The 16,124-nt window shown below is 73.6% G+C and carries 14 protein-coding genes; 6 read left to right on the top strand and 8 right to left on the bottom strand.

What is annotated here, in order from left to right; translation table 11 throughout:
• Positions 1 to 103: 103 nt before the first annotated feature.
• Positions 104 to 1,273, top strand: a complete 1,170-nt coding sequence (locus ACIPXB_RS22965) for a PQQ-dependent sugar dehydrogenase (protein WP_401452746.1) — start codon at positions 104 to 106, stop codon at positions 1,271 to 1,273.
• A 66-nt stretch (positions 1,274 to 1,339) separates the two neighbouring features.
• Here ACIPXB_RS22965 and ACIPXB_RS22960 read toward each other — a convergent pair whose 3' ends face one another.
• From ACIPXB_RS22960 to ACIPXB_RS22940, 5 genes are all read right to left on the bottom strand, one after another.
• Positions 1,340 to 4,366, bottom strand: a complete 3,027-nt coding sequence (locus tag ACIPXB_RS22960) for an AAA family ATPase (RefSeq protein WP_401452813.1) — start codon at positions 4,364 to 4,366, stop codon at positions 1,340 to 1,342.
• 47 nt (positions 4,367 to 4,413) lie between these two features.
• Positions 4,414 to 4,575, bottom strand: a complete 162-nt coding sequence (locus ACIPXB_RS22955) for a hypothetical protein (protein ID WP_401452744.1) — start codon at positions 4,573 to 4,575, stop codon at positions 4,414 to 4,416.
• Positions 4,576 to 4,770: 195 nt separating this feature from the next.
• Complete coding sequence (locus ACIPXB_RS22950) at positions 4,771 to 5,358, bottom strand: hypothetical protein (protein WP_401452742.1); 588 nt, start codon at positions 5,356 to 5,358, stop codon at positions 4,771 to 4,773.
• A gap of 83 nt (positions 5,359 to 5,441) precedes the next feature.
• On the bottom strand, positions 5,442 to 7,697 hold the full coding sequence (locus tag ACIPXB_RS22945) for an MMPL family transporter (RefSeq protein ID WP_401452740.1): 2,256 nt from the start codon (positions 7,695 to 7,697) through the stop codon (positions 5,442 to 5,444).
• 193 nt (positions 7,698 to 7,890) lie between these two features.
• Positions 7,891 to 8,289, bottom strand: coding sequence for a signal peptidase I (locus ACIPXB_RS22940; RefSeq protein WP_401452738.1), 399 nt, complete (start codon positions 8,287 to 8,289; stop codon positions 7,891 to 7,893).
• Positions 8,290 to 8,344: 55 nt separating this feature from the next.
• Here ACIPXB_RS22940 and ACIPXB_RS22935 point away from each other — a divergent pair, with 55 nt between their 5' ends.
• Genes ACIPXB_RS22935 through ACIPXB_RS22925 form a run of 3 tightly spaced genes read left to right on the top strand, consistent with a single transcriptional unit; the run spans position 8,345 to position 10,111 of the window.
• The gene (locus ACIPXB_RS22935) at positions 8,345 to 9,133 is read left to right on the top strand and encodes a GNAT family N-acetyltransferase (RefSeq protein ID WP_401452736.1); all 789 of its coding nucleotides are present in this window, start codon (positions 8,345 to 8,347) and stop codon (positions 9,131 to 9,133) included.
• 13 nt (positions 9,134 to 9,146) lie between these two features.
• On the top strand, positions 9,147 to 9,593 hold the full coding sequence (locus tag ACIPXB_RS22930) for a hypothetical protein (protein ID WP_401452734.1): 447 nt from the start codon (positions 9,147 to 9,149) through the stop codon (positions 9,591 to 9,593).
• 14 nt (positions 9,594 to 9,607) lie between these two features.
• A complete protein-coding gene (locus tag ACIPXB_RS22925) occupies positions 9,608 to 10,111 on the top strand; it encodes a DinB family protein (protein WP_401452732.1) in 504 nt (167 codons plus the stop codon).
• Between the two features lie 60 nt (positions 10,112 to 10,171).
• On the opposite strand, the gene ACIPXB_RS22920 is transcribed toward ACIPXB_RS22925, so the two are convergent.
• On the bottom strand, positions 10,172 to 10,909 hold the full coding sequence (locus tag ACIPXB_RS22920) for a siderophore-interacting protein (RefSeq protein WP_401452730.1): 738 nt from the start codon (positions 10,907 to 10,909) through the stop codon (positions 10,172 to 10,174).
• Between the two features lie 65 nt (positions 10,910 to 10,974).
• Between ACIPXB_RS22920 and ACIPXB_RS22915 the strand changes: the two genes are divergently transcribed.
• Together ACIPXB_RS22915 and ACIPXB_RS22910 are read left to right on the top strand one after the other, a co-directional pair.
• Positions 10,975 to 13,107, top strand: coding sequence for a penicillin acylase family protein (locus tag ACIPXB_RS22915; RefSeq protein WP_401452728.1), 2,133 nt, complete (start codon positions 10,975 to 10,977; stop codon positions 13,105 to 13,107).
• The gene (locus tag ACIPXB_RS22910) at positions 13,104 to 13,715 is read left to right on the top strand and encodes a GNAT family N-acetyltransferase (protein WP_401452726.1); all 612 of its coding nucleotides are present in this window, start codon (positions 13,104 to 13,106) and stop codon (positions 13,713 to 13,715) included. Before ACIPXB_RS22915 ends, ACIPXB_RS22910 begins: the two co-directional genes overlap by 4 nt.
• A 90-nt stretch (positions 13,716 to 13,805) precedes the next feature.
• Here the strand turns inward: ACIPXB_RS22910 and ACIPXB_RS22905 are convergent, their stop codons facing one another.
• Together ACIPXB_RS22905 and gatB are read right to left on the bottom strand one after the other, a co-directional pair.
• Complete coding sequence (locus ACIPXB_RS22905; RefSeq protein WP_401452724.1) at positions 13,806 to 14,444, bottom strand: GNAT family N-acetyltransferase; 639 nt, start codon at positions 14,442 to 14,444, stop codon at positions 13,806 to 13,808.
• 169 nt (positions 14,445 to 14,613) lie between these two features.
• Positions 14,614 to 16,122: an Asp-tRNA(Asn)/Glu-tRNA(Gln) amidotransferase subunit GatB gene (gene gatB / locus ACIPXB_RS22900; RefSeq protein ID WP_401452722.1), complete on the bottom strand. Its 1,509-nt coding sequence runs from the start codon at positions 16,120 to 16,122 to the stop codon at positions 14,614 to 14,616.
• Positions 16,123 to 16,124: the final 2 nt, after the last annotated feature.

Here is a 16,124-nt window from a genome sequence, read left to right as displayed (position 1 = left end):
TCACACCACTCGATCGGGTGTACGAGCGGCGGAACTTCGTGGGCGGCCAGGTCTGTTGAGTCGGGTGTGAGGCGGTGTTCGCGGGACCGAAGGGAGCGGGACCATGCGGTACGGACCGATGCGGCTGACGGCGGTGGCACTGGTGGGGTGCGGGGCGCTGCTCGCGACCGGATGCTCGTCGGGGAGCGGGGCGGGCGCCCCGGCCACGGCGACCGGCACGGCCGGTACGAGCCCCGCACGGGGGCCGAGCACACCACCGGGGGCGCCGCCCCCGCCGGCGAAGGGCTCGGTCACGGTGACCGGGGAGATCGCCAAGGGGCTGGAGTCGCCGTGGGGTGTGGCCCCGCTGCCCCAGGGGGACCTGCTGGTGGCCTCCCGGGACCGGGGGACGATCAGCAGGGTCGACGCGGCGACGGGCGCGGTGACGCCGATCGGTGAGGTCCCCGGGGTGGCGCCGGGCGGCGAGGGCGGCCTGCTGGGCCTCGCGCTCTCGCCGTCGTACGCCTCGGACAAGCTGGTGTACGCCTACTTCACGACGGAGTCCGACAACCGCATCGCCCGGATGCGGTACGACGAGCAGAGACCGCCCGGACAGCAGCTGGGGGCGCCCGACACGGTCTTCCGCGGCATCCCCAAGGGCCTGGTGCACAACGGCGGCCGGATCGCCTTCGGCCCGGACAAGATGCTGTACGTGGGGACCGGTGAGACCGGGGACACGGGCCTGGCGCAGGACAGGGCGTCGCTGGGCGGCAAGATCCTGCGGATGACCCCGGACGGGAAGCCGGTGCACGGCAATCCGGAGGCCGACTCGGTCGTCTACTCCTGGGGGCACCGCAATGTGCAGGGGCTCGCCTGGGACAAGGACAAACGGCTGTGGGCGGCGGAGTTCGGGCAGAACACCTGGGACGAGCTCAACCTGATCGAGCCCGGCGGCAACTACGGCTGGCCGGCCGCCGAGGGCACGGCGGGCCGCGCCGGGTACAAGGACCCGGTGGCCCAGTGGAAGACCGAGGAGGCCTCCCCCAGCGGGATCGCCTGGGCCGCGGGCTCGGTGTGGATGGCCGGGCTCAGGGGCCAACGGCTGTGGCGGATCCCGCTGGACGGGACGAGACCGGTGGCGCAGCCGGAGGCCTTCCTGGACGGCAGGTACGGGCGGCTGCGCACGGTGATCTCCCTCGGCGGGGACAAGCTGCTGCTCGTCACCAGCGAGACGGACCGGCGCGGCAGCCCGGAGGCGGGCGACGACCGGATCCTGACACTGACGGTGACCTGACCCCGTCTCCGCTCTCCCCTCTCTCCTCTCCCCCGGCTCCGCCTTTCCCGCGGGGCTAGGCGCGGGCTAGGCGGTCGGGGCGAAGAGGCGGAGGCGGTGGGCGAGGGCGGCCGCCTCGCCGCGGCCCGCGACGCCGAGCTTGGCCAGGATGTTCGAGACATGCACGCTGGCGGTCTTCGGTGAGATGAAGAGCTCCTCGGCTATCCGGCGGTTGCTGAACCCGGCGGCGACCAGGCGCAGGACGTCCCGTTCCCGGCTGGTCAGGCCCAGCTCCTCCACGGGGTCGGTGTGCGTCTCGGCCTCGACCGGCAGGGTGGCGTCCTCGCCGAGCGGCAGACGGGCCCGCCGGGCGAGCAGCTCCAGGTCCTCGCGCAGCCGGCGCGAGCCCAGTCGGCAGGCGGCCTCGTGGGCGTGGCGCAGCTGCGCCACGGCCCCGTCCCGGTCGGCGCCGGCGGCCAGCAGGGCTTCGGCGAGCCGGTGGCGGGCACGGGCCAGCAGGTAGGGGCGCTCCAGCGGGCGGATGGCGGCCTCGACGGCGCTCCAGTCGTCGACGGTGTCCTTGCCCTCGGCCCGCCGGAGTTCGGCGTGGACGTATTCGGCGTGGGCCTCCCACACCGGTACCGGCGTCGCCAGGGTGCGGGCGGCGGAGCGCAGCGCGCTCACGGCGGCCTCCCGGCCGGCGTCCGCGGCCGGCAGGCCCCGGGAGTCGGCCTCCGCGGTGGCGGCGGCCAGCAGCAGCGGCCAGGCGTAGCGGTGGTGGCCGAGGGGGAATCCGTCGGCGATCGCGGCGGCGGTCTCGGCCCGTACGTCGGCGATGCGGCCCTCGCCGGCCGCCACGCCGACGCCCAGGCGGTAGAGCGGGATGCGGTGCTGGGGCTGGGTGTCGTGGGTGCCGAAGTGCTCGTGGGCGGCGGCGAGCCGGGCAGCCGCCTCGGTCAGTTCACCGCGGGCCAGGGCCAGGTAGGCCAGGCGCGCGGAGGCGGAGCCGCGGGGGGCCGCGCTCTGGCCGACGCGCAGGGTGCGCCGGGCCGCGTCGGCGGCCTCGTCCCAGCGGCCGAGGCTGTACAGGCTCTCCGCCATGTTGCCGCTGATCCACGCCTCGGTGTCCAGCAGCCGTGACTTGCTGACCAGTTGTACCCCCTGTTCGGCCAGTTCCACCGCTTCCCGGGACCGGCCCATGCTTTCCAGCTGAGAGGTGAGATTGATATGCGCACGACCCGCGAGCATCGCGTATCCGCGCTCGGCGGCCCGGTTCTTGACCTCGAACATGGCGGCCAGGCCCGCCTGGGGATCACCGGCGTCGGTGAGCAGGCTGCCCACCGTGACCCGGGCGTTGAGTTCGACCTCCTCCGCGCCGACCATCCGCGCGTACTCGACGGCGCGTTCGGCCGCCGCCAGGTTGTCGGGGCCGGGGTTGTGCAGCATGCCCCAGCCCGCGACGCGCATGAGGACCTCGGCGTGCACGTGGGACGGGGGCAGCCCCCGGACCAGTTCCTGGGCGGTGCCCAGTTCCTGCCAGCCGTCGCCGCGGGCCAGGCTGGAGACCAGCCGGGAGCGCTCGGTCCAGAACCAGGCGGCGCGCAGCGGGTCGTGGTCGTCCTCCAGCAGGCGCAGCGCCAGTTTGGTGAACTTCAGGGCGCGTTCGCGCTCCCCGCCGAAGCGGGCGGCGACGGTGGCCTCGGCCAGCAGGTCCAGCCGCACCAGCGGGGTGGTCGCCGGGGCGCAGCCGCACGGCGGATACACCTCGGTGTAGTCCACGGGGCGCAGCGCCTGGCGCACCTCCTGCGGCGCGCCGTCCCACAGTTCCATCGCCCGTTCCAGCAGGCGCAGCTGTTCGGAGTAGGCGTGCCGGCGGCGGGCGGCCACCGAGGCGTCGAGGACGGCGGGCAGGGCCTTGGCAGGGTCGTTGGCCCAGTACCAGTAGCTGGCCAGCCGGATGACCCGCTCCTCGGCGCGCACCAGCGAGTCGTCGGCCTCCAGGGCCTCGGCGTAGCGGCGGTTGACGCGGGCGCGCTCGCCGGGCAGCAGGTCGTCGCTGACGGCCTCGCGGACCAGCGAGTGCCGGAAGCGGTAGCCGTCGCCGTCGGGGCTGGCGAGCAGGATGTTGGCGCCGACGGCGGCGCGCAGGGCCTCGATCAGCTCGTCCTCGGTGAGCCGGCAGACGGCCAGGAGCAGCGGGTACTCGACGGTGGAGCCGCCCTCGGCGACGACGCGCACCACCCGCTGGGCGGCTTCGGACAGCACCTCGACGCGGACGAGCAGCAGGTCGCGCAGGGATTCGGTGAGCCCGGTGCGGCAGCCCCGGTCCAGGGCCGCGACGAGTTCCTCGACGAAGAAGGCGTTGCCGTCGGAGCGGTCGAAGACCGAGTCGACCAGGGACTCCTCGGGCTGGGAGGCGAGGATCCCGGCCAGCTGGCGGCGGACCTCGGCCCGGTTGAAGCGGGCCAGCTCGATCCGCTGGACGGTGCGCAGCCGGTCCAGTTCGGCGAGGAGGGGGCGCAGCGGGTGGCGCCGGTGGATGTCGTCCGCGCGGTAGGTGGCGACGATGACGAGGCGCCCGCTGCCCAGGGTGCGCACGAGGTAGGCGAGCAGGTGGCGGGTGGAGGTGTCCGCCCAGTGCAGGTCCTCCAGGACGAGGACCACGGTGCGGTCGGCGGCGAGCCGCTCCAGCAGCCGGGCGGTCAGTTCGAAGAGCCGGGCCGTGCTCTCCTCGTCGTGCGGGCCCCGGGGGGTCTCGCCGAGTTCGGGGAGGATCCGGGCCAGTTCGTCCTCCTGGCCCGCGGCCGCGGCGGCCAGTTCCTCGGGGAGCCCGCGGCGCAGCGCGCGCAGGGCAGTGGAAAACGGGGCGAAGGGAAGTCCCTCCGCCCCTATCTCCACACAGCCGCCGACGGCGACGACGGCTCCGCGCCGGGTGGCCTCGCCGAGGAACTCCTCGGTGAGGCGGGTCTTGCCGACCCCGGCCTCGCCGCCGATGAGGAGGGCCTGAGGCTCCTGGCCGGCGGCGCGGCCCAGGGCGTCGGTGAGTATCGCCAGTTCGTCGGCTCGGCCGACGAACACCGGGCTGACAGATCTGCTCTCCACGCCGCCGAGCATCGCACACGGATCCGGGGCGCCGCCGCCCCTTATCGACACGGCCGTCCTCACGCGGTGGGGAGGAAGCGGCTCCTGCTCCGCCTCACCCGCCCCTCGCTCTCGTTGCCGCGCGAGCGGCGGGCCCGCTTGGCCTGGCGGACCAGACGGTATTCGGCGGCCTCGCGGAGCAGGTCGGCGCGGCGGCTGGAGGCGATCTCGTGCTCGAACATGTCGTTCTCCCTGGTCGGTTCTCTCGGGCACCTCGTTCGGTGTGATCCAAGATTCGCGTCCCAGAGGGTGCCGGCGCATCGGGCTCATGCCGCATCCCGGCGGGGCAGGGGGCCTTAGTCCGGTGGCGGGTGTCCCCATTGCGGACTAAGGCGGCCGGGGCGGAAGGCCTGGGAACCTAAGGGGTCCTCAGGGTCCTAGGGAGCGCTCGGCAGGGGGAGGGCGTAGATGACGCCGAAGACCAGCAGGCCCAGGACGCCGAAGCCGATACCGGCCCAGGCGACGGCCTTGACCCAGGTGGGGTGGACCCGGCCGGGGGCGCCGAAGGCGGGGCTCAGCAGCACGAAGACGGCGAGCAGCAGGGCGAGCGCGGAGACGACACCGTTGACCAGGGCGGTGAGGTGCCAGGCGTCTCCGTACAGCGCCTCGATCTTGGCCTCGGTGCTGGCGGCCTCCGACGCGTGGATCTGTCCGACGAGGGTCTGGCGTTCGGCGAGGACCCGGGAGACCCAGCTGCCGCTGAGGGCGAGGAGACCGAGGCCGGCCGCGAAGACGGCGCAGGCGGCGGCGCCGACTCCGGTGGGGGTCTGCTCGGTCTCGTCGAGTTCGTCGAGCTCCTCCAGCTCGTCCGCGTCGTCGAGTTCGGCCCTGGTGTCCTGGCCGTCCTCGCCGGCCGGCTTCTCGGATACGGCCGGGGCCGCGGCCTCGGCGTCCGTCGCCGGCTCGGTACGGGACTCCGCGTCGGCCGGCTGGTCGGCGGGGCTGTCGGTCTTCGTGAGGTTCATGCGGGGCACGGTAGGCGGCCCGCATGAGAGCTCTCTGAGAAACCGGGCCGCCGAACCGTGCGGTCGGCCCCGCGGGGGATCGGCTAGCGGGAGAGGGCGGCCGGTTCGGTGTCCTGGGCGGCCGGCCGGGGTGCGGGCAGCGCCGGGTGGGCGTCGCGGCCGGGCGGTTCGATGCTGATCCTGGGCAGCCGGCGCTCCAGCCAGCCGGGCAGCCACCAGTTGGCGCCGCCCAGCATGTGCATGAGGGCCGGGACGAGGAGGGTGCGCAGGACGAAGGCGTCGAGGGCGACGGCGACGGCGAGCGCGATGCCGAACATCGCGATGATCCGGTCGCCGCTGAGCACGAAGGCGAGGAAGACGGAGATCATGATGACCGCGGCCGAGTTGATCACGCGGCTGGTCTCGGCGAGCCCGACGCGTACGGCCCGCCGGTTGTCGCCGGTCTCCAGCCACTCCTCGTACATCCGGCTGACCAGGAAGACCTGGTAGTCCATGGACAGTCCGAAGAGCACGGACACCATGATCACCGGGAGGAAGGGTTCGATCGGACCCGCGCTGCCCAGGCCCAGAAGCTCGGCGCCCCAGCCCCACTGGAAGATCGCGACGACGACACCGAAGGAGGCGGCGACGGCGGCGACGTTCATGACGGCGGCCTTGACCGGGATGCCCAGCGAGCGGAAGGCGAGCAGCAGGAGCACGCAGCCGAGGGTGATGACGACGCCGACGAAGAGCGGCAGCTTGCCGATAATCACCTCGGCGAAGTCGTCGTAGCCGGCGGTCGCCCCGCCGACGTGGACCCGCATCGTGCTGCCCTGCTCGGCGCGCGGGATGACGTCGTGGCGCAGCCGGTCGACGAGTTCGCTGGTGGCCCGGGACTGCGGGGAGGTCTCGGGGACCACGGTCAGGACGGCGGTGTCGCCGGCGCGGTTGACGGTGGCGGGTGAGGCGCCGGCGACCCCGTCGGTGTCGCGCAGGCGCTCGCCGAGCCGGTCCAGGGCGGCCCGGTCGCCCGGGCCCTGGAGGCGGGCGACGAGCGTGAGCGGGCCGTTGGTGCCGGGCCCGAAGCCCGCGCCGGAGCCACCGTCGCGGGTGGTGTCGGCGGCGAGCAGGTCGTAGGCCTTGCGCGTGGTGGAGTGCGCGGGGTTGTTGCCCTGGTCGGAGGTGCCCAGGTGGAGGGCGAGGGTGGGCAGGGCGAGGACCACCATGACGAGGGTGGCGAGGACGCCGAGCAGCTTGGGGTGGCGTTCGACGAAGGCGGACCAGCGGGCGGCGAACCCGGTGGGCCGCTCGGGCAGCGGGCCCTCCTCCTCCAGCCTGCGGCGCTCGCGGCGGGAGAGGGCGCGCATGCCGATGAAGGACAGGAGGGCGGGGAGCAGGGTCACCGAGGCGGCGACCGTGAGGACCACGGTGAGGCAGGCGGCCAGCGCCACGCCGTCCAGGAAGTCCAGCCGCAGCACCAGCATGCCGAGCAGGGCGATGCAGACCGTCGCGCCGGCGAAGACGACGGCGCGGCCGGTGGTGGCGACGGCGTTCCCGGCGGCGTCCTCGACCGTCAGGCCCTGTTTGAGGCCGGTGCGGTGCCGGGTGACGATGAACAGCGCGTAGTCGATGCCCACGCCGAGGCCGATGAGCGTGCCGAGCATGGGCGCGAAGTCGGCGACCGGCATGGCGTGGCCGAGCAGGGTGATGCCGGCGTAGGCGGTGCCCACGCTGACCAGGGCGGTGGCGATCGGCAGCAGGCTCGCGGCGAGCGAGCCGAAGGCGAGGAAGAGGACGACGGCGGCCACGACCACGCCGATGGCCTCGGCGAGGTGGGCGCCGGGCGCCTCGGTGAGGCCGATGGCGCGCCCGCCGAGTTCGACCTGGAGGCCGCCCTGCTCGGTGGCGGCGTTCTTGGCGGCGTCGACGACCGCCCGGGCCTGCTCCTTGGGCACGGCGTCGGCCGGCCGGTCGAAGGTGACGACGGCGTACGCGGTGCGTCCGTCGCCGCTGATCTGGGCGGCGCCCTCAGGGCCGTAGGGGCTGACGACCGAGGCGACGCCGGGAAGTCCGGCGATGGTGTCCAGGGCCCGGCTCATGCGCTGCTCCACCGCGGGGGTGCGGGCGCTCTCGTGGGCGGGGGTGCGCCACACGACGGTGCCGCTGTCGCCGCCCTGCCCGGGGAAGCCCTCGCGCAGGAGCGCGTGCGCCCGGCCGGACTCGGTGCCGGGGACCTCGTAGTCGTTGGAGAACGCGGTGCCGGCCGTGGCGGCCGCGGCGGCGGTCGCGCCGAGGGCGAGCAGCCAGATCAGGACGGCGACGAGACGGTGCCGCAGGCACCACCGTGCGATTGCTGCCAACGGACGAGCTCCCTGGTGGTTCGGATCTTCACCGGGATACGGCCCGACGCAAAGAACGCATGAACGCTTGACCGTCGCCTGAGGGGGTCGCCCCGGGATGGTCCACAGGGTCACCCTTGCAGCGTTTCGTGATCGTTGGCCCGTTTCGTGGGCACTGTCACAGGGTTTCGGGCCCCTCGGGGACTTTCGTCCCTCACTCGACGCGGTAGCCCGGGACGGAGGGCCAGCGGACCGTGAGGACCACGGTCTCCTCCTCCGCCTCCCAGGAGTGGTCCACTCCGCGTCCCCAGATCACGTAGTCGCCCTGTTCGGCGAGGACGACGTCGCGGCCCGGGAACTCCATCCGGAAGCGGCCGCTGATCAGCACCAGCAGCGCGGTGCGGTCCTCGCCGCGCACCCACTGCGCGCGCCGCTCCCCCTTGGGGTGGACCCCCCACTTGATCTCGACGTCCTCGCTGTGCCGGGGATCGTCCGGCTCCTTGAAGTGGCCGAGCAGCCAGCCGCGGTCGACGGCGGCCTCGGGACCGGCCTTGCCGACGTACACGCCGTCGCTCGCGGCGGGAGCGCCGGCGGTGGTCACGTTCTCGTTCATACGGCGGCAGATTAATGCAGTTGCGGCGCCGCACGACGCCTGCTGAGCTGCGGCAATGACAGATGCAGTGAACGTACGGGACGTGTACGACGCCCAGGAGCGCCGCGGGGCCGTCGCGGACGCACCGGGGGCCCTGGTCGAACGGGTGGGGGACGTCGTACGGCAGACCGCGCCCGCCGACGGCTGGAACGGTGTGCTCTGGTCGCGGCTGACGGCGGACACGGCGGACGCCGAGATCGCGGCGCAGGTGGCGCACTTCGCGGGGGCGGGGGCCGAGGACTTCGAGTGGAAGCTGTACGACCACGACGGTCCGGCTGACCTCGCCGCCCGGCTGACGGCGGCCGGGTTCGTCCCGGAGCCGCCGGAGACCCTGATGGTGGCGCGGGTGGCGGAGGTGGCGGCGGAGCCGGTCGTACCGGAGGGGATCACGCTGGTTCCGGTCACGGACGAGGCGGGCGTGGACCTGATGATGGAGGTCCACCGCCAGGCGTTCGAGGTGACGCGGCCGCGCATCCGGGCCCAGCTGCTGACCCGACTGACCGAGGCCCCCGAGACGATCACGGCCGTCGTGGCGATGGCGGGCGACCGCCCGGTGAGCGCGGCCCGGATGGAGATGCGCGCGGGCAGCTCGTTCGCGGGCCTGTGGGGCGGTGGCACCGTCGAGGAGTGGCGGGGCAAGGGCATCTACCGGTCGCTGATCTCGCACCGCGCGCGCGAGGCGGCCGCCCGGGGCATCCCGTACCTCCAGGTGGACGCCTCCGACAACAGCCGGCCGATCCTGGAGCGGCTGGGCTTCGAGGTCCTGGGCGTCACGACGCCGTACATCTGGTCCGCGGGCCGGTAAGGGGACACGGAGGGTGCTGCTGGCCTGGATAGCGGAGATCGGGGACGCGCCGGTCGTACTGGATCCCGCCGACCGGTTGGCCGAGGCCGCCAACACCTGGTGGCTGAGCGCGGATCTGGCGGACCGGGGGTCGCGGTCCGTCCGCGAGGTGGTGACCGCCTTCGAGCGCACGGCGGACGCGGTACGGGCCCGGGTGCGGGAGCAGGGCTTCGAGGGCCCCGCGACGTTCTACGTGTGGCACGACGAACAGGCCGGCCAGCTGCGCTGCTCGACCCGCTCGGTGGGCGCGGAGGCGCTGCCGTTCAGCGGGGCGTACGCGGCCACGGACGAGCTGGGGCCGATCGTCGAGGCCTTCCTCGGGGCCGGGGGCAGGGATGGGAGCGGGGACGGGGACGGCGACGGCCGCGGGCCGCGCCGCCGCCGCGGGCCGTTCCCGGTCTGGGTCAGCCGGGTCGGGTGAGGCAGGATCGGCCCATGGACGGACGCATCGGACCACCGCTGACCGGCGACGAGCGAGCGACCCTGCGCGGGTACCTCGACTACCACCGCGCCACGCTCGCCATGAAGTGCGAGGGACTGACGGACGAACAACTGCGGCGCCGGTCGATGCCGCCGTCGACGCTGTCCCTGCTGGGCCTGGTCCGGCACATGGCCGAGGTCGAACGCCACTGGTTCCGCCGGGTCGTCGGCGGCGAGGACCTGCCGCACCTCTGGTCCGACAGCTCGGACTTCCAGGCTGCGTACGACGCTTCGGAATCGACCCGCGCGCAGGCCTTCCCGGCCTGGGAGGCGGAGGTCGCCCGCGCCCGCCGCATCGAGGAGCGGGCCCCGTCCCTGGAGGTGACGGCGTACGTCCCGAAGTGGGAGGCGGAGGTCTCGCTGCGCCTGGTGATGCTGCACCTGATCCACGAGTACGCCCGCCACAACGGCCACGCCGACTTCCTGCGCGAGGGCATCGACGGCGTGGTGGGTGCCTGAGGAGGCGTTCCGGTGGGGCCGCTCCCGGGACGGGGCGGCCCCACCGGAACTCCCTGGCGTCTAGGCCGCGCGCCAGTACCCCAGCGCGTTCACCCGCTGCTTGGGCAGGGCCAGGTCCTTGCGCAGGTACGACGTCAGCGTGCGCGTCGTCGCCGCGTCGCAGGCCAGCCAGACGTACGCCGACGCCGGGTCCGTGACCAGGGCCGGCAGCTGGGCCTTGACCTGCTCGACCAGGGCCGCGCCGCCGCCGGCGCGGCCGACGCGGCGGATGTCGTGGCGCGCGCCGTCGGTGCGCAGCGGAAGGTCGGCGTCCGCGTCGTGCTGGGTCTCGAACCAGATCGTCGCCGGGGTCTCGGGGTAGGCGTCCAGCAGCGAGTTGATGGCCGGCAGCGACGCCGGGTCACCGATCACCAGCAGCCGCTCGGGCGTCGGCGCGGGCGCCGTGAAGCCCGTCCCCTGGACGGTGGCCTCGATCGTGTCGCCCGCCTCGGCGCCCCGCGCCCAGTCGCTCGCGACCCCGTCGTGCAGCGCGAACTCCAGGGAGAAGGTGCCGGCGGCCGGGTCCGGGTCGACGAGGGTGTAGGCGCGCTGGTGCGGCTTGCCGTCGTCCTCGAACCACAGGCGCACCCACATCGTCGGGTGCAGCGAGTCCCCCGCCGCCGCCAGCAGGCCACCGTCCTCCAGGTGCACGCGACGGTAGTTCTCCGTCACGTCCTGCGCACCCGTCACCGTGAACGTGAAGTCCTTGCCCCGCAGCAGTTTGAGGACCACGCCTTCCCAGCCCTTGACCGCGGCCATGTCCACCCCTTTCCCATCAACCTCTATAGTTAGGCCAGCCTAACCTAATGCACCTGGGGAGCAGTGTGACCAGCACAGTCAACGATGCGCGTACCGCGGAGCACGAGGTCTACCGGGACGCCTGGGGTGTCCCCCATCTTCGCGCATCCGGCCACCTGCCGCTCTCGTACGCCCAGGGCCGGACCACCGCCCGGGACCGGGCCTGGCAGTTGGAGGTGGAGCGGCACCGCTCGCAGGGCTCCACCGCCGCCTTCCTCGGCCCCGACGCCGTGGCATGGGACCGCTTCGCCCGCCAGGTCCGCCTCGACGACACCGCCCGCCGCTGCTTCGAGGCGCTCGACGCCGACACCGCGGCCTGGGTCCGGGCGTACGTCGACGGGGTCAACGACGGGCTCGCCGCCGGCGAAGCGCGCGACGCGCGCTTCGCCGCCGCGGGGCTCGTCCCCACCCCCTGGGAGCCCTGGGTGCCGCTGGGCATCTGGCTCTCGACCCACATCCTCTTCGCCGGCTTCCCCACGAAGCTGTGGCGCGACCGGGTCGCCGACGCCCTCGGCGACGAGGCCATCACCCTCTTCGCCACCGATGGCCCGGGCACCTCCGGCAGCAACGGCTGGCTGGTCCCCGGCGACCGGACGGCCTCCGGTGCGGCGATCATCGCGGGCGACCCGCACCGGTTCATCGAGGACCCGGGCGTGTACCAGCAGATCCGGCTGGCCTGCCCCGAGTACGACGTCGTCGGCCTCGCCGTCCCCGGCGTCCCGGGCCTGGCGCACTTCGGCCACACCGGCACCGCCGCCTGGGCCATCACCAACGCGATGGCCGACTACCAGGACCTGTACGTCGAGCGGATCCGCCGGGACGAGGCCACGGACGAGGCCACGGACGAGGCCACGGCAGAGAAGGACGGGAAGGGCGGGAAGGACGGGAAGGGCGGGACCACCGCCCTCGGTCCCGACGGCCACTGGCACCCGGTCCGCCGCCACACCGAGACCATCGCGGTCGCCGGCGCCGACGACGTCACCGTCGAGGTCCTGGAGACCGACCGCGGTCCGGTCATCATCGACACCCCTGAGCGGACCATCAGCCTCCGCTACCCGCCCCGGGTCCGCTCCGAACTCGGTTTCGCCGTCCTGCCCGCCCTGCTGCGCGCCCGTACGGTCGCCGACATCGACCGGGCCGTCGACGGCTGGGCCGAGCCGGTCAACGTCGTCCACGCCGCCGACACCGAGGGCGGCCTGCTGCACCGGGTCGCGGGCGCCGTACCCGAACGCGACCGCGCCAACCGGCTGCGCCCGGTGCCCGCCTGGGAGGAGCGGTACGCCTGGCGGGGCTGGGCGCCGACCCCCACGGAGCCGGTACAGGGCTTCGCCGTCATGGCCAACGCCCGCGGCATCGCCTCCCCGCTGGGCGTGGAGTTCGCGCCCCCGCACCGCGCCGACCGGATCCGCGCGCTGCTCAGCGGCTCCGCGGACTGGACGCCCGGGCGGATGGCCGAGGTCCACACCGACACCCATCTGGCCTCCGCCGAGCCGGTCCTGGCCCTCCTGGCCACCCTCGACGGCCTCTCCCCCGCCGCCTCCGCACTGCGCACCCGGCTGCTGGCCTGGGACCGCCGCATGGACGCGGACAGCACCGACGCCGCCGCGTTCGCCGCCCTGCGCACCGCGCTCGCCCGCCGCCTGGCCGCCGACCCGGCCTTCGCGGCGCTCGGCGACGCGCCCACCGGCCCCGAGGTGTTCCACCCCTGGCTCCACCTGCTGCCGCGCGTCGGCTACGCCATCGAAGGCCTGCTCACCACCGCGCTGCTGCCCGGCCTGGACCGCGCGGCCCATCTGCGGACGGCCCTGGAGGACGTCGCCGGAGAGGCGCACGACACCCCGTGGGCGGCGCTCCACCGGCTGGCCCCCTGGCAGGCGGTCCCCGACCCCGACGCCACCTGGCCGGGGCTGGCGGGCGACCACGACTGCGTGAACGCCTCCTCCTCCGTGCCCGGGGTCACCGACCTCTGCGCCCGCGGCTCTGCCGCCCGGTACGTCTGGGACCTGGCCCGCCGCGAGGACAGCCTGTGGGTCGTCCCGCTCGGCGTGGACGGCGTGACCGGCACCCCGCACCACCACGACCAGCTCCCGCTCTGGACGCGGGGCGACCTCGTCCCCGTGGTCACCGACTGGACCGAGCTCACCAGGGAGTCGATATGACCGCCCCCGTGTCCGCCGGTACGCCGGTCCACACCCGGGACGTCGACGGCTTCGGCACCGTCACCCTCACCCCCCTCGACCCGGCGGTCGACGCGCCCCTGCTGCACGGCTGGGTCAGCCAGGAGCGGGCCCGCTTCTGGGGGATGAACGGCGCGAGCCGTGAACTGGTCCAGGAGATCTACGAGGACGTGGACCGCCGCACCACCCACCACGCCTACCTGGTACGGCTCGACGGCGCACCGGCGGCGCTCTTCCAGACGTACGACTGCGCCGAGGACCGGGTCTGCGAGGTCTACGAGGTCCGCCCCGGCGACATCGGCGCCCATCTGTTCATCGCGCCCTGCGAGGGCGAGCCGCGGCCCGGCTTCAGCGGCGCGCTGATGGAGGTGTTCATCGGCTACGTCTTCTCCCTGCCGGGCACCCGCCGGGTGGTCGCCGAACCGGACGCCGCCAACGCCAAGGCCATCGCCCGGCTGGAGCGCTCCGGGTTCGTCCTCGGCCCGGAGGTCGTCCTCCCCGAGATCGACCTGCCCGAGGTCCAGCTGCCGGCCAAGCGCGCCCGCCTGGCCTTCCTCGACGCCCCGGGGACCGCGGCCGCGAGCCGCTGAACACGACGACGGACCCGTCCGGCCGGAGGTTCCGGCCGGACGGGTCCGTCGCGTGTGCGCCCGTGTCGTACGGACGGGCGCGGGGCGCCGTCAGGCGGCTTGCAGGTGTTCCGGGGGCGGCAGGACGGCGGGGCGGTCGAGGAAGGCGAGCACCGCCCGCTTCTCGGGCAGGTACACCTCCGGCAGGTCGATCTCGGGCAGGGTGATCTCCCCCTGCACGACGAAGCCGAGGCGGTTCAGCATGGCGAGGGCCTTGTCGTTGCGGGCGTCGGGCTCACCGACGGCGCGCAGGACGGCCGGGTCGCGGAAGGTGAAGCGGATCAGGGACCCGGCCAGGGTGCGGCTGAACCCCGGACGCGGCCGCCCGGCGATCGGGGCCAGCATCAGGTGGACACCGATGTCGCCGTCCCGGACCTCGTAGCACTCGCTGACGCGGTCCTCGGCCGGCTGGTACGTCTGGAAGAGCGCCACCGGCTCGTCGTCGAGCCGCACCATGAAGGCGTGGTGGGTGTCGCGGCGGTCCACGTCCTCGTAGATCTCCTGGACCAGTTCACGGCTGGCGCCGTTCATGCCCCAGAACTCCGCCCGCTCCTCGACGACCCAGGCGTGCAGCACGGCGGAGTCCGTGGCGGGGTCGACGGGGGTGAAGCGGAGGGTGCCGAAACCTTCGACGGTCTCGGTGAAGACGTCCGCCCGCGGGGAAGCGAGGTCGGTGGAGTCGGGTCTCATGCGCTTCTGCACTCCTCAACTTAGGTATGGCTTGCCTAACTATAGAGCCTTGCTGGCTCTTTCCGGCCAGAAGTACAGGTGAATTCAGGCCGGTTCGGGCTCCTGGGCAGCACAGCGGCCCCGCACCACCCGTCGGGCGGTGCGGGGCCGCGAGCAGGAGCCGCCGGCGTTACTCCGAGACGCCCAGCTTCTCCAGGATGAGCTCCTTGACGCGGGCCGCGTCGGCCTGGCCGCGCGTGGTCTTCATGACCGCGCCGACCAGCGCGCCGACCGCGGCCACCTTGCCGCCGCGGATCTTGTCCGCGATGGCGGCGTTGCCCGCGATGGCCTCGTCCACGGCCGCGCCCAGCGCGCCCTCGTCCGAGACGACCTTCAGACCGCGCTGGTCGACGACCTCGTCCGGGGTGCCCTCGCCCGCGAGGACGCCCTCCAGGACCTGGCGCGCCAGCTTGTCGTTGAGCGAGCCCTCCGCGACCAGGGCCGCGACCCGGGCGACCTGCGCCGGGGTGATGCCCAGCTCGTCCAGGCCCTTGCCCTGCTCGTTGGCGCTGCGCGCCAGCTCGCCCATCCACCACTTGCGGGCGGCCGCCGTGTCGGCGCCCTCCTCGATCGTGGCGACGATGAGGTCGACGGCGCCCGCGTTGAGGATCGACTGCATGTCGTGCTCGCTGACGCCCCACTCCTCGCGCAGGCGGTTGCGGCGCACGCGCGGCATCTCGGGCAGGCCGGCGCGCAGCTCCTCGACCCACGCGCGCGCGGGGGCGACGGGGACCAGGTCGGGCTCCGGGAAGTACCGGTAGTCCTCGGCGTTGTCCTTGATGCGGCCGGAGGTGGTGGAGCCGTCGTCCTCGTGGAAGTGACGGGTCTCCTGCACGATCGTGCCGCCGGACTGCAGGACGGCCGCGTGGCGCTGGATCTCGAAGCGGGCGGCACGCTCGACGGAACGCAGCGAGTTGACGTTCTTGGTCTCGCTGCGGGTGCCGAACGTCTTCGTGCCGTGCGGGCGCAGCGACAGGTTCACGTCGCAGCGCATCTGGCCCTTGTCCATCCGGGCCTCGGACACACCGAGGGCCTTGATGACCTCGCGCAGCTCGGCGACGTACGCCTTGGCGACCTCGGGGGCCCGCTCGCCCGCGCCCTCGATCGGCTTGGTGACGATCTCGATGAGCGGGATGCCGGCGCGGTTGTAGTCCAGCAGGGAGTGGGACGCGCCGTGGATACGGCCGGTGGCGCCGCCGACGTGGGTCGACTTGCCGGTGTCCTCCTCCATGTGGGCGCGCTCGATCTCGACGCGGAAGACCTCGCCGTCCTCCAGCTGGACGTCCAGGTAGCCGTTGAAGGCGATCGGCTCGTCGTACTGGGAGGTCTGGAAGTTCTTCGGCATGTCCGGATAGAAGTAGTTCTTCCGGGCGAAGCGGCACCACTCGGCGATCTCGCAGTTCAGCGCGAGACCGATCTTGACGGCCGACTCGACGCCGATCGCGTTGACGACCGGGAGCGAGCCGGGCAGACCGAGACAGGTGGGGCAGGTCTGCGAGTTGGGCTCGGCGCCCAGCTCGGTGGAGCAGCCGCAGAACATCTTGGTCCGGGTACCGAGCTCGACATGGACCTCGAGGCCCATGACGGGGTCGTACGTCGCGAGAGCCGCGTCGTACGACAGGAGTTCAGTGACGGTCACGG

It is taken from the genome of Streptomyces sp. NPDC090022 (genome assembly GCF_044748145.1).
Classification (GTDB): Bacteria; Actinomycetota; Actinomycetes; order Streptomycetales; family Streptomycetaceae; genus Streptomyces.
Note: the sequence above shows the minus strand (reverse complement) of the source record. Positions and strands in the feature narration are given on the sequence as shown.

Bases quoted from the DNA above. Each gene is read 5' to 3' on its own strand.
- ACIPXB_RS22965 (WP_401452746.1), top strand. From the start codon at position 104: ATGCGGTACGGACCGATGCGGCTGACGGCGGTGGCACTGGTGGGGTGC.
- ACIPXB_RS22960 (WP_401452813.1), bottom strand. From the start codon at position 4,366: ATGCTCGGCGGCGTGGAGAGCAGATCTGTCAGCCCGGTGTTCGTCGGC.
- ACIPXB_RS22955 (WP_401452744.1), bottom strand. From the start codon at position 4,575: ATGTTCGAGCACGAGATCGCCTCCAGCCGCCGCGCCGACCTGCTCCGC.
- ACIPXB_RS22950 (WP_401452742.1), bottom strand. From the start codon at position 5,358: ATGAACCTCACGAAGACCGACAGCCCCGCCGACCAGCCGGCCGACGCG.
- ACIPXB_RS22940 (WP_401452738.1), bottom strand. From the start codon at position 8,289: ATGAACGAGAACGTGACCACCGCCGGCGCTCCCGCCGCGAGCGACGGC.
- ACIPXB_RS22935 (WP_401452736.1), top strand. From the start codon at position 8,345: ATGACAGATGCAGTGAACGTACGGGACGTGTACGACGCCCAGGAGCGC.
- ACIPXB_RS22925 (WP_401452732.1), top strand. From the start codon at position 9,608: ATGGACGGACGCATCGGACCACCGCTGACCGGCGACGAGCGAGCGACC.
- ACIPXB_RS22920 (WP_401452730.1), bottom strand. From the start codon at position 10,909: ATGGCCGCGGTCAAGGGCTGGGAAGGCGTGGTCCTCAAACTGCTGCGG.
- ACIPXB_RS22910 (WP_401452726.1), top strand. From the start codon at position 13,104: ATGACCGCCCCCGTGTCCGCCGGTACGCCGGTCCACACCCGGGACGTC.
- ACIPXB_RS22905 (WP_401452724.1), bottom strand. From the start codon at position 14,444: ATGAGACCCGACTCCACCGACCTCGCTTCCCCGCGGGCGGACGTCTTC.